The organism is Paraburkholderia monticola, from assembly GCF_001580545.1.
GTDB classification, from domain to species: domain Bacteria; phylum Pseudomonadota; class Gammaproteobacteria; order Burkholderiales; family Burkholderiaceae; genus Paraburkholderia; species Paraburkholderia monticola.
In genome coordinates this window covers 569,227-582,004 of sequence record NZ_LRBG01000037.1, presented here as the reverse complement: position 1 = coordinate 582,004, position 12,778 = coordinate 569,227, and the positions used below count along the sequence as shown (strand labels likewise).

10 protein-coding genes are annotated in these 12,778 nt (G+C 59.8%); 6 read left to right on the top strand and 4 right to left on the bottom strand.

The annotated features are described in order from the left end of the window. Positions 1-24: 24 nt before the first annotated feature. Entirely contained in the window at positions 25-1,656 is a 1,632-nt protein-coding gene (locus CI15_RS26570) for an alpha-D-glucose phosphate-specific phosphoglucomutase (RefSeq protein ID WP_062133548.1), read from the bottom strand. 1,083 nt (positions 1,657-2,739) lie between these two features. Here CI15_RS26570 and CI15_RS26565 point away from each other — a divergent pair. After that, positions 2,740-3,876, top strand: coding sequence for a branched-chain amino acid ABC transporter substrate-binding protein (locus CI15_RS26565; protein ID WP_062133546.1), 1,137 nt, complete (start codon positions 2,740-2,742; stop codon positions 3,874-3,876). A gap of 124 nt (positions 3,877-4,000) precedes the next feature. Here the strand turns inward: CI15_RS26565 and CI15_RS26560 are convergent, their stop codons facing one another. Beyond that, positions 4,001-4,477, bottom strand: coding sequence for an Lrp/AsnC family transcriptional regulator (locus CI15_RS26560; protein WP_062133542.1), 477 nt, complete (start codon positions 4,475-4,477; stop codon positions 4,001-4,003). A 169-nt stretch (positions 4,478-4,646) separates the two neighbouring features. On the opposite strand from CI15_RS26560, the gene CI15_RS26555 reads away from it, so the two are divergent. From CI15_RS26555 to CI15_RS26545, 3 genes are all read left to right on the top strand, one after another. Further along, entirely contained in the window at positions 4,647-5,876 is a 1,230-nt protein-coding gene (locus CI15_RS26555; protein WP_062133533.1) for a diaminopropionate ammonia-lyase, read from the top strand. A 36-nt stretch (positions 5,877-5,912) separates the two neighbouring features. After that, on the top strand, positions 5,913-7,076 hold the full coding sequence (locus CI15_RS26550; protein ID WP_062133530.1) for a M20 aminoacylase family protein: 1,164 nt from the start codon (positions 5,913-5,915) through the stop codon (positions 7,074-7,076). Positions 7,077-7,559: 483 nt separating this feature from the next. Then, positions 7,560-7,988: a VOC family protein gene (locus CI15_RS26545; protein ID WP_062133527.1), complete on the top strand. Its 429-nt coding sequence runs from the start codon at positions 7,560-7,562 to the stop codon at positions 7,986-7,988. A 209-nt stretch (positions 7,989-8,197) separates the two neighbouring features. Here the strand turns inward: CI15_RS26545 and CI15_RS26540 are convergent, their stop codons facing one another. Continuing rightward, positions 8,198-8,644 (bottom strand): GreA/GreB family elongation factor, encoded by a 447-nt coding sequence (locus CI15_RS26540; RefSeq protein WP_241495942.1) that lies wholly within the window; start codon positions 8,642-8,644, stop codon positions 8,198-8,200. After that, positions 8,608-8,979, bottom strand: coding sequence for a hypothetical protein (locus CI15_RS36770; RefSeq protein ID WP_075643786.1), 372 nt, complete (start codon positions 8,977-8,979; stop codon positions 8,608-8,610). Before CI15_RS36770 ends, CI15_RS26540 begins: the two co-directional genes overlap by 37 nt. A 1,719-nt stretch (positions 8,980-10,698) precedes the next feature. Between CI15_RS36770 and CI15_RS26530 the strand changes: the two genes are divergently transcribed. Both CI15_RS26530 and CI15_RS36765 read left to right on the top strand, forming a co-directional pair. Continuing rightward, on the top strand, positions 10,699-11,556 hold the full coding sequence (locus CI15_RS26530) for a PA4780 family RIO1-like protein kinase (protein WP_062133524.1): 858 nt from the start codon (positions 10,699-10,701) through the stop codon (positions 11,554-11,556). Positions 11,557-11,761: 205 nt separating this feature from the next. Then, positions 11,762-12,367 carry a hypothetical protein gene (locus CI15_RS36765; RefSeq protein ID WP_153041196.1) on the top strand — a complete coding sequence of 202 codons (606 nt, stop codon included), beginning with the start codon at positions 11,762-11,764 and terminating at the stop codon, positions 12,365-12,367. Positions 12,368-12,778: the final 411 nt, after the last annotated feature.

Here is a 12,778-nt window from a genome sequence, read left to right as displayed (position 1 = left end):
CCAGTCAAGTTCGCAAAGCCGCAATCAGGTTACGACGGTCGGTGCGTTCCTGCCGGTGCGGACCGCGATGTCGGCCACCCGGCCGGCGACGGCAATCAGGCCGGCGAGCGCCGTCTGCGTGGAGATGTCATGTTTCGAGCTGTCGGCCTCGTAGCGTTCGAGATAGACGCGCAGCGTCGCGCCTTCGGTGCCGGTGCCAGACAGCCGGAAGACAATGCGCGAACCTTCCGCAAAGACGATCCGCACGCCCTGCTTCTGCGACTCCGAGCCGTCCACCGGGTCCGTGTACGAGAAATCGTCGGCGGTTTCGACCATGTAGTCATCGAGTCGCTGGCCAGGCAGCGATGGCAGCTGCGCGCGCAAGTGCGTCACTAGCGCGTCCGCTGCCGCGCTGTCGATCGCCTCGTAATCGTGCCGCGAGTAGTAGTTGCGGCCGAAGCGCGCCCAGTGCTCGCGCACGATCGCCTCGACGGGTTTGCCGGTCGCGGCGAGGATGTTCAGCCAGAACAGCACCGCCCACAGGCCGTCCTTCTCGCGGATGTGGTTCGAGCCGGTGCCGTAGCTTTCCTCGCCGCAGAGCGTCGCCATGCCGGCGTCGAGCAGGTTGCCGAAGAACTTCCAGCCGGTCGGCGTTTCGTAGCAGCGAATGCCTAACCCGGCGGCGACGCGGTCCGCGGCCGTCGAGGTCGGCATCGAACGTGCGATGCCCGCGAGGCCGTCGCGGTAGCCCGGCGCGAGCGTCGCGTTCGCGGCGAGGACCGCGAGACTATCCGATGGCGCGACGCAGAAGTCGCGGCCGACGATCATGTTGCGATCGGCGTCGCCGTCAGAGGCCGCGCCGAAATCCGGCGCCGCCGCGCCGCTCATGCAGCCAATCAGATCGGCGGCGTTCACGGGGTTCGGGTCGGGATGATGGCCGCCAAAGTCCTCGAGTGGCTCCCCGTTGACGACGGTGCCGGCCGGCGCGCCGAGCATGCCTTCGATAATCGCCTTCGCATACGGGCCGCCGATGGCGCTCATGGCGTCGAAGCGCATCGTGAAGCCGCGCGCAAACAGCGCGCGGATCGCGTCGAAGTCGAACAGCCGCTGCATCAGCTCGGCGTAGTCGGCAACCGGGTCGACGACCTCGACGGTCATGTTCTCGATCGTATGCGTGCCAGGCGCGTCCAGATCGACGTCGGGCGCATCGCTGATCCGGTACGCCGTAATTGTGCCGGTGCGCGTGTAGATCGCGTCGGTCACCTTTTCTGGCGCGGGGCCACCGTTGGCGATGTTGTACTTGATCCCGAAGTCACCGTCTGCGCCGCCCGGATTGTGACTGGCGGACAGCACGATGCCGCCGAACGCGCCGGTCTTTCGGATCACGCAACTGATCGCCGGCGTCGAGAACAGCCCGCCGCGGCCCACCAGCACCTTGCCGAAGCCGTTGGCGGCCGCCATCTTCAGGATCGTCTGCACGGCGGCGCGATTATAGAAACGCCCGTCGCCGCCCAGCACGAGAGTTTGTCCGGCACTGCCCTCGAGCGAGTCGAAGATCGACTGCACGAAATTCTCGAGGTAGCCAGGCTGCATGAAAGCCGTCACCTTCTTGCGCAGCCCCGACGTGCCGGGCTTTTGCCCGGGGATGGGTTGTGTTGCAATGTTTCGGATTGTCATGTCCCTTCCTTTTTGCCGGGGGTTCCAGCGTTGCCTTCCTGTGTTACGGGGAATCCTCTCGTGCCTTCTGCCTTCTGCCTTCTCCCCTCTGGCTTCTGGCTTCTGGCTTCTGCCAGTTTCAGCCGCGACCTCGACACCAAGCCGCAGGTCTAGCAGGTCCGCAAATTTCGCGAAGTCGAATGAGCGCCACCAGTCAGGCGACGCGCCGGCAAAGCGCCACGTGCTGAGTTTGTGTCGAAGTTGGGAGGGGTAGAGGCTCACCCACTCGCCGACGAACCGGTGCCAGTCCGGCAGTGGCGGTATAACGGCGTCGCTATGGACACGGAACCCGTAAAAGACTGTACGCTTTCTGAATGACGTACGCTTTCGGAGAACGGCATAGAACCGGCGCACCACGTCAACCAGCCGCCTCCGCGTCAACTGCCGGGTCGTCCAAACGCTGAACGTGCAAAGGTTACGGCGTAAGCGCCCGGCTGCGCGACCATGTATCCGCGCTGTGCCGTTCTCGTCCATCCGACGAAAGCTTCATACGATGGCTGGTGCGGATTAGAGCGCTCCCCAATGACCGACGGCGGTGTTTCGGCCATTCCCGACACTCAGGCATCGGCGCTCGTGAGGCGGCAGTACTTCGCTTTCCCGACATTCGCCCCTCGGTAGCCGCAAATGTCAGGCCTCACGCGAACGTAGGCGCAGTTTCGACCCACTTCGGTCCCCCGCAATACACGCGCGAACGACCGTTGCGTGAGCCATAGCAGCCGCGCCCGTTGCTGCCGGATGTGAGCGAAGCATCGGGATTCGCGATAGTGCCGTCACGCTTGATACTTGCACCTCCTTACAGTTCGCGACGCGATTGTCGCTTTACCGACCATCATCGTTTGACCGCATTCTCGCGGCGACACAGCTGGCAAAAATCTCTCACTTTTCCTCATCCGAACGATCAGAAATTGCATCGCAAGGCAATCGGCGGATTTTGGCTATCGCCGCGCCCTCTTACCATCGTTACAGAATCACGCGATCAGAAACGGCCGCGGAAGTGCCGGAGTTTCCTTCAATTCATCGACGCAACCTAGCGAGCGCCCGAGCATGAAAAATCTTAAATTCATCCCTCCTCTTATGACGGTGATGTTCGCGGTGCAGCCGTTTTTGGCAAAGGCTGACGTCACGATCAAGATAGGCCAGGTATCACCATTGACTGGGGAGCTGTCTCACATAGGCAAGGACGACGAGAACGGCGTGCGGCTCGCGATCGAGGATCTGAACACGAAGAAACTTCGTATCGGAGGGCAGCCGGTCACATTCGTACTGGATTCGCAGGACGACGCGGCCGACCCGAAGACCGCTGTGACCGTTGCGCAAAAATTGGTCGACGACCGCGTGGCAGGTGTGGTCGGCCACGCCAATTCCGGCACGTCGATTCCTGCTTCGAAGATCTACTCGGATGCCGGCATACCGATGATCACCGAGTCCGCAACCAACCCCAAGCTCACCGCGCAGGGCTACAAGAACGTCTTCCGCATGGTCGCGAACGACGTGCGGCAAGGCACGGTCATCGGCACCTATCTGGTGAAGGACCTCAAGGCGACAAAGATCGCGATCGTCGACGATCGAACAGCCTACGGACAGGGACTCGCCGACGAAGTCGAAAAGGCGGTCAAGGCTTCGGGAGGCACCGTCGTCGCACGTGAATACGGGACCGACAAAACCACTAACTGGATGGCCGTCCTCACGACCCTCAAGAGCCACGTTCCCGACGGGATCGTCTTCACCGGTGGAGATACGCAAGCGGCCGCATTCGTCCAGCAAGCCCAGAAGCTCGGTCTGAAGGCCAAACTGATCGCGGGTGATGAGGCCTGTACGCCGCAATTCATCAAGCTCGCGGGCGCCGCGATGAACAGCGGCACGTATTGCACGCTGGCGGGCGTGCCGCCGTCGAAAATGCCGCAGGGAGACGCCTTCTTCAAACGCTACCAGCAGCGGTTCGGCGTTCCTGTGCAACTCTACGCGCCGTACGCGTATGACGCCGTGATGTCGATGGCCGGTGCGATGCAGGCTGCCGACTCGGTCGATCCGAAAGTCTATCTGCCCAAGCTTCGGAACCTGGCACTGGACGGTGTGACGGGACCGATCAAGTTTGACGAAAACGGCGACATTCGCAACGGCGCGATTACTGTCCGGCAGTTTGGCCAAGGCGACTGGCACGACGCGAGCGTCGTCAGATAGGCCACTATCGTCGCGATGGACAATTCGATGTCAAACGCGGAAACGACGGGGGATCTTCGGTGGTGCGCCGGCGGCCGTGCAACAGACAGGCTGCCCGGTGCCCGGCTGCCGACCGGAATCTACTTCAGTCGTCGATATCTACCGGTACGCCTAGCCCGACCTTTACCCGGCTCATGCTCACGAGCGTCTTGAAGCGCTTGACGTTGTTATTGGAAAAGAAAAGCTGCCGGGTCAGGTCGTTGTATTGCTCCATGTCCCGCACCGTCAGGATCAGTACGAAGTCCCACTCGCCCGCGACGTAGTAGCACTGCTGAATCTGTGGACACCGTTCAAAGGTCCGCTTCATGGAATCGAGCAGATCGATTTGCTCACTCTCGACTTCCACCATGGAAACAATAGTAAGAGGACATCCCACCTTTTCGGGCGAGACGATAGCCGCATACCGGTCAATCACGCCGTCCTCGGCTAGGCGGCGCAGACGGCGGTTCACGGCGGCAGTCGAGAGATTGACCCGCGCGCCAAGTTCATTTTGGGGCAGTTGAGCGTCCTGCTGGACCTCGGCGAGCAGTTTGCGATCGAATACATCGAGGGTGATAGCCATGGTGTGAGTCCCAGCATAAATGCGAGAAATTATTGCGCGATGACCCTAGATTTGGAGATTAATTCAATGGTGTCAAGCAATATTATTTTGTCATTGGCTGACGCGTCGACTTCCGAGGAGGTGATGCGACGGTCCGCCTCGGACACTTACTCACTGGAGCCTCACCGCAATGCTGATCGCTAACAAGCGCGCGTCGCACACTGACTATCCCAACGAACTGAAGACCATTCTGAGTGTCGAGTCCGCTGAACAGAGCCGTCAATGGCTCAAGAACTGGAAGCTTCTCAGTTCGTCTGCCACGCCTCTATGGGATCTGCCCGATGCGGCGGCACGACTCGGCGTGGCGCGTCTGAGCATCAAGGACGAATCCGTCCGGTCACCACTCGGAAGCTTCAAGGCTCTGGGCGCGCCGATCGCGCTCGTACGCCTGATCCTGCGTTTGTGGCCCGAGCATGATCTCGATCCGAAGGGCTTGATCGAGGGGCGCTACAAGGCAATGCTCACGAACCTCGTCGTGATCAGCGCGACCGACGGCAACCATGGCAAGGCCTTGGCCGCTGCAGCGCAAACGATCGGCTGCAATTGCGTGGTCGTCTTGCACGCCAACGTGAGCGCCGAGCGCGAGCAGGCCATCGCTGCGTATGGCGCGCAAATCATTCGCGTTCGGGGAAACTACGACGGGTCGGTGGAAGAAGCCGCACGCCTTGCGAAGGAAAACGGCTGGCACGTGGTCTCAGACACATCCTATGAAGGATATGAAGCCATTCCTCGCGACGTTATGCAGGGCTATGGCGCGATCGCTGCGGAGATCGTCGAGCAGTCGGAAAGCCATGCGGACGAATCCGCTTTCACGCACGTATTTCTGCAAGGCGGTGTCGGCGGTCTCGCTGCTGGGGTCGCCAGCTATCTTTGGCAGATTCATGGCCCCAAACGGCCGCGCTTCGTCGTCGTCGAGCCGCGGCAGGCGGATTGCCTGTATCAAAGCGCGCTCGAAGGCCGCGCGGCGAAAGCGACTGGCTCCGTCGATTCGGTCATGGCAGGTCTTGCGTGCGGCGAAGCTTCACCACTCGCGTGGAAGATTCTCGAACGGTGCATCGACGACTTCATGACGATCGGCGATGAAGATGCGATCCGGGCAATGGGTAGACTTGCGGCGGGAACCGGCGCAGACATTCCGCTCGTAATCGGCGAATCCGGGGCAGCAGGCTATGCCGGTGTCGAAGTAGTGATGCGCGATTCACAACTGGCGCACACCATCGGTTTGAACGGGCAATCACGCGTTCTGGTGATCAGCACGGAGGGAGCGACGGCGCCGTCAGTCTATAGCGAATGTGTAGGCGAGACGGCCGACTCGGTTCTTGCACGCCAGGCTCAGTGGCTGGAAGCCACGATTCGATAAGACAATCCAGATCGCCATCGGAAAGGGATACGCACTATGGAAAGCTCCTTGCAATCGCAATTGAAGAGTTGGCGTCGGCATCTGCATCGGAACCCGGAAACCGGTTTTGAGGAAGTTGCCACTTCGGACTATGTCGCGAGAGCTTTGACAGCGCTCGGCCTTGACGTGCACCGGGGAATCGGCGGCACGGGTCTGGTCGCCAACCTCGCAGTCGGCAACGGCCGCGGCGTGATTGGCCTGCGAGCCGACATGGATGCGTTGAATATCGCGGAGAACGCACCGGACCGCCCGCATGCCTCGCGAACGCAAGGCAAAATGCACGCCTGTGGACACGATGGGCATATGTCGATGGTTCTCGGCGCGGCGCGTCTGCTTGCCGAACGAAGGGACTTCAGCGGCACTGTGCGATTTATTTTTCAGCCGGCCGAAGAACATGGCCGCGGCGCGAAAGCGATGATGAAAGACGGGCTCTTCGAGCGATATCCCGTCGACGCCATCTTTGGCGCGCACAATATGCCTGGCATGCCCGCCGGGACATTCGCGACGCGTGCCGGCGGCATCATGGCCAGCGAAGACAATTTCGTCATTCACATCAAGGCCCGTGGCACGCATGCAGCGAGGCCCCACATGGGCATCGATCCCATCGTGATCGCGTCGCAAATCGTGCTGGCATTACAGACAATTGTGTCCCGCAATCTTGATCCGAGCCTGCAGGCGGTGGTCTCCTGCACGCAATTCATCACGGACGGTATCCGCAACGTCATCCCATCGAACGTGACGATCAAGGGTGATACCCGCAGCTATGCACCCGAAGTCCAGACGATGCTGGCGACCCGCATGCGCGAAATCAGCGAAGGCATCTGTCATGCGCACGGGGCTGAATGTACGTTCGAATACACGCACGAATTTGCGCCCACCGTGAACTCACCGGAATATGTTGACCTTGCCGTTGCGGCGGCCCGCAATATCGCCGGCACGGACCAGGTCGACGCCAACGTGCAGCCCATGATGATTTCCGAGGATTTCGGCGCGTTCCTCCAGGCCGTACCGGGCAACTTTATTTTCATTGGCAACGGTGATACAGGGAAGGAAGGAGGTATTCCGCTCCACAACGCCACGTACGACTTCAACGACAACATTTTGCTCACCGGCGCGCGATACTTCGCAGAGATAGCGCGACTGGCTCTCCCTCTTTCCTGAGTGACATCTGCTTCGCGTTCCCGGCCTGGTCAATGGCCAGCCGGTTCTCGCCCGGATTTTCAATGTCTCATTCCTATGAGCAGCCTTTCGAATTGAGAGGCTGACTGACGATAACTGGCCGGCAGTACGCGTTCGCACCAGTCACCCGAAGCAGTCATTGAGAATCCCAACGGCCGCATTGAGATCCGTTCATCGAACTGGTGCTATCGGCCACGTGCGGTCGCTCGACCGAAGTTGGGAGGGGACAATCGAGCGTCAGCAGTCGGCCCGGGACGTGACCCACACGGTCGATGCCGCGAACGCTACCGAACCCGTCCGATCGCCGTTCGCTACCGCGTGGAGACGCCTGCCGGCCTCCTGAGACGCGCCTATACTCGTCCATGCTCCGCGTTACCGGAATAACTGGCCGCCAATCAGTTCGACGGGCGCGGGCAGACTTTTTTATTCCACATGGCGCCGCTGATTCGCGGCAACGGAGAAGCCATGAAAGAGATCCCCAAAACCACTGCCTTGTTCATCGCAGGCTTTGGCCCGATTGTGACTGATGCCCAGGCAAGCCGCGAGCTCTACAGTCGGGCCCTCGATATCTCCTTTAAGGAGGAGAAAGGCGGCTACCTCCATACTGAGAGTCTGAAAGGCGCAAACACCTTCGCCTTGTGGCCGCTCTCTCAAGCCGCTCAGTCGTGCTTTGGAACGGATTCGTGGCCTGATGACGTACCTGTCCCACAAGCTTGGCTTGAGTTCGATGTCGACAACGTCAAAGCGGCTACGACAGAACTTGAATCACAAGGGTATCGGATGCTGGTCAGCAACCGGAATGAGCCGTGGGGCCAGATCGTCAGTCGCTTCATCGGGCCGGAAGGATTGCTGATAGGAATCACGTTTACGCCGTCGATGCGGGAAGAGAAATGATGGTGGCCTCGATGGGAAGCTCCCGCACGGTGAGTGATCTGGCCAGCGAGCAGCCCACGCTCCCCTGGTGAATGGCTGATGAGGAACCGGCAACGGTCCTCGCCGTCCTCCTGGACCGAGTGGCGGCTGCAAGTGGCGGATTCAACCGGTCGATGCCCGATGATTGCAACGTTCCGGCTACCCCCCGAGTCGGGCGGTAGCCAAAGGCGTCATTGAGCAAAGTGGCGGCTCTCCGGTTGGAGCAGTATCGCATTGATAACGTAACGGATCTGCACGCCGCTCGGTGGTCGGCACACTACGGTCTGCCCACATCGCGCACCCAAAATTGAAATGCCGGCAGGCGACAGCACCGACAGATATCCCATCCGATAGTCCGCCTTGTCGGGATAAACCAGCTTCCAGCGATGTGTGTCCGCACTGTCGAGTGCCGCGCATTCAATCATCGTGTTCATCGTGACGACGTCAGGCGGTATCTGCTCAGGGGCTACAAGTAAAGCGGTGGCCTCAAGCGTCTCCACCATCGCTCGCTGCTGCGGTGTCGCCGTTGGCAGATCGATGCACGCTTTCAGTTGAGCCAGATCGCTTTCGGACACGATGCGCTCATTTTCCGCAAGCGTCTTCATATCAGTGAGAGAACAGGTTTGGGGGAACAGCACGATTGCCTCCGGCAAGAATAAAGATTGCAGATGTCTGAGCATCGGCTGTCATCCCATATCTCCAGCCAGGACGCATCGAGAAAGATCAGCCGTGTGGCCGTGCCCGATCGATGCACGCGGCGCACGACGTCCCGGTTCACGAACGCGCCGGGACGCTCATCTGAAAAGACCACCTGCATCAGTGGAGCCAGGCGCCGGGTGACCTCGGCAAAGCTCGCGTACGTCGAAGGCTTCGCGACACCGAGCCAGTAGAGTAGTGCTGCTGTCGGGTTGCCTGCGTCCCGCAGCACAAAGCGAAGAGGCCGCGCGACTGACAGTGAGGTGAAGGTCTGCATGATGACTACTCCCCGCTTCCGCGAGCGGTGTCAGGTCTGCCGTCCATGATGTCGGTACCCATGGTTCGCTCCACCACTTTTTGCAGTCGGTGATCGACCCATATCCTTCCCCATCGTGTCGCATACCCTAGCGCCTCCGCCGCCGTGTAGAAATAGTCCAGGGCGCGAAATTTACATGATGAGGAGTCCGCCTGTTCAATAACAAGATCGGCGGCATATAGATCGGTGTCCGCAGGCCGAGCATGGACTGAAAGGCGGTAGCCCTTATATGTCGAGCAGTAACTCAATGGGGCGACGTGCCGCGCCTGCGGCGCAGGCCCCTGCATATCTGCAGGCCGATTTGCGAACTCGATCGCGATTGTCTTTCCGGCTTGAACAGCCTGCAATGAATGCTTCGCTTGCGTTCTCATGGCTTTCCCAGTTTTCCAGCACGTGGTTAGCCCCGCCGCAATCGCAGCGCGGTAGCAGGCCGCGCGTTAGCAGCGCGACGGGGGCTGTGGGACGTGACACGCGACTGCGCGTTGCTGCGCGCTACTTGCCCTCGCCTGCCAGGAAAGGCGCGAAACAATGGCGTGGTGTGCCGTCAGGTCTGGTAGGAGGCCCGGCTCTTCGCTCTTATTCGAAGCGCCGGGCGAAGGGAAGTGCTGACTTGTCCGCGGGAAGAACGCGGCTCCGTGTGCGTTTCACAGTCCCCGGGTCTCGATGTCTGCACGTCTCCTCTTCGGGTAGGCCCCGAGAACGGAAACACACCAGGACAGAAAGACTCAGGAAGAAATGCACTGTTATGGCCTCAATTGGGTCGCTCGTAAGCGACAGAGGATGTAGACAGTCTCATTAAAGCCCGATTGTCAGGAGTTTGCAAGCTTTGATTTGACTGCTCACTCACGGCTCAGCGTATACGGCGGCGACTTTCGTTTGCGAAGCTTGCAACGATTCGGCCTTAACCGACCGTCGCGGAAACTAAGTTTGCACAACAGTTCCCCATCAATAACTCACTGAGCTGCCTCGCACCCTATCATGGCGGCTACGACAGGCTGAGAGGCTGAACGGATCGATCCGAGTCGGACGCATGAGTCGCAGTTCGGCCAGTTTCGGCCGGTCGACATCGTGCCGAAGATCGCGGACAATTCTAGGGCTCGAACAAATGCAGGAGATCGGCAATGACAGTCTTTTGGACTTTGAAGAGCATCCCTGAGCTGGCGAATCTCCCGGCGCGCGACAGACGCGTAAATTGGCGACGCGCCTATCGTCGTAGCTGGCGTCATTGGCAGATATGGGCCGGTTTGCTCGCGTGCGCCCTGTGCGCCGCAGTGGGTGCGGGACTTGGTGCATTTGCCTCGCATCCGATCGTTGGAGCATTTATCGGAGGCGGCGTTGGCGGATTCGTATTTGGGCAAACTACGGTACGTGTCGCGCGTTCACATTACAGAAACATACTGCTAGGCCTCGACAGTTAGCCAACTGACTGGCGCGGTAGCTCCACTACCTGAAATCGTTGGCAAACAATGCATCTACGCAGTCGGCGGGAGATTTGCGGCGGCTCGTCGTCGGCCGCCCGTATAATCCGAGCATGGCTCCATCCATCTCCCACTCAGCAAGCTCAAGGCCGCCGGCAGCGGTTTCTCGATTCATCGGTTTGTTGGTCGCGCATACCTCAGCGGGTCCTTCACGATCCACGCGCGTGGAATGCACGTTCCACGAGCTGCGGCTGACGACCGTATGAAAATACCAAAACGACTTGCACCGCTTCTCGAAGAAGGGCTCATCGACGAAGTCATCGGCCAGTTGATGAGCGGCAAGGAGGCAACAGTCTATGTCGTGCGCAGCGGCGAATCGACGCGTTGCGCCAAGGTCTACAAGGACGCCAAGCAGCGCAGTTTTCGGCAAGCCGCGTCGTATCGGGACGGTCGCAAGGTCAAGAACAGCCGGCAGGCTCGGGCGATGGAAAAAGGTACGCGCTACGGCCGTCAGATGCAGGAAGCGTCATGGCAGAACGCTGAAGTGGACGCGCTGTTCCGGCTCGCCAACGCAGGTGTGCGCGTGCCGCAACCCTATATTTGTACCGACGGCGTATTGCTGATGGAGCTGGTGATCGACGGGGCGGGTGACGTCGCGCCACGGCTGAACGACGTCGATCTGACCGAAGCCCGCGCTCTCGAACTGCACGCGCTGCTGCTGAACCAGGTTGTCCGCATGCTCTGCGCAGGCGTAGTTCACGGCGACCTGTCGGAATACAACATCCTGCTGGCAGCAGATGGGCCGGTGATCATTGATCTGCCACAGGCCGTCGATGCAGCCGGCAACAACGAAGCTGCCTCGATGCTCAAGCGAGACGTCGACAACCTGGCCGCGTACTTCGGACGGTTTGCACCGCAAATACTCACCGCGAGTTATGGGACGGAGATCTGGGCGCTCTTCGAGACAGGCCGGCTGCACGTCGATGCCGAACTGACCGGTCGCATCGAAGTCGACGCGCGACCTGTGGACCTCGATGGCGTGCTGCAGGAACTCGAAGCGACACGTCTTGAGGAAGACGCGCGAATGAGTCGCCAGCAGGAACTGAGCGCAGGCAGGTAACCGCGCTTGATGTCCCCGAAGACGGTCCGAAAGTGAAAAGTCTTCGAGGATGTCGCCGCTCGGGCCAAAACCGGCCACTCAAAGGCAGCGAAATCGTGGCCTGTCGATCTCACAGGCGCCGCCCGAGACGCCCGTAATGCGATGCCGGCGCCGCGCTGCTGCAGCCCGCTTTTCAGGCAGCGATCATTCACCTTCAAGACAAAGAATGAAACGAGTATTTATTGGCTTTTCTGCGTTGTTCCTGTCCGGTTGTCTTAGTATCGGCAGTATTCATGGCACTTCGGAAGTGCTGCAGCGCCCAAGTGCTCCCGTATCGAACTTAGGCGTGGTCTATATCCAGGCAGCCTTGACAGCAAAACGGGGAGGGTTGCCTACCAAGTCACCGGTCCCGCTTCTCCAGAAGGATGGGTATTACCAAATTGCGGATGAAATAAAGCGTGTGACTCCGGACGTGGCGCGGGAGCGAGGTATTCAAGCAACCGTCTCGGTTGGCGGGGAAAGTTCCATCCCTAGATTGCCCTACAGACCGGGTTCACACGACGCCGCACAACGAGCGGCCACGAAGGAACTCGTCCTGTTCGTTAAAGGCGGTCACCTGGACGTGCGCGGCGTAGAAAGCGATTTTATTTTCCATGCAATATTTCGCGATGCATCAACCGGAACAGAGTACTGGCATAGCGATTATCGTATTCTTGACGGTCGTTTCCCGGACCAAATTGCATTAAATGGGGCAAAAATTCGTACGTTGCTTTCGCAAATTTTCGATGATTTGCAGAAAGAAGGATTTGTCATGCCGCCGGTGTCGAGTTGACGTAGCTTTAGTACCCCAAAATAGACAGAAAGGTGACCGCGAAGTGCTCCCTTTCCGCGCTATTGAATACAGCCCAAATGTGCTGACTAGGGAGAGCACGGGCGGCGAGTTGGGTGAAGCAAGCGGACACTTCACGCGACATGAACGCGACGCGCAATCGAGGCGCTGCGTACGGGCGGCTTTTTCGACCTCAGAGTGCAAGCTTGCGACGCTCCCGCGCAAGTAGACCTTCAGTCACTGGTGCTGCGCATCGTCTAGCTCATTTGCCAACTACGGCACGCAGCTGACGCGATCGGATTGCGACGCGGCGCTTTCTATTGACGCGGGATATCCGAGACAACTACACGCAGCATCGATGCCGTAGCCATGGGCATGAAGCTCTGCAGCTGTTCCACGCAGCCCAATGACAGA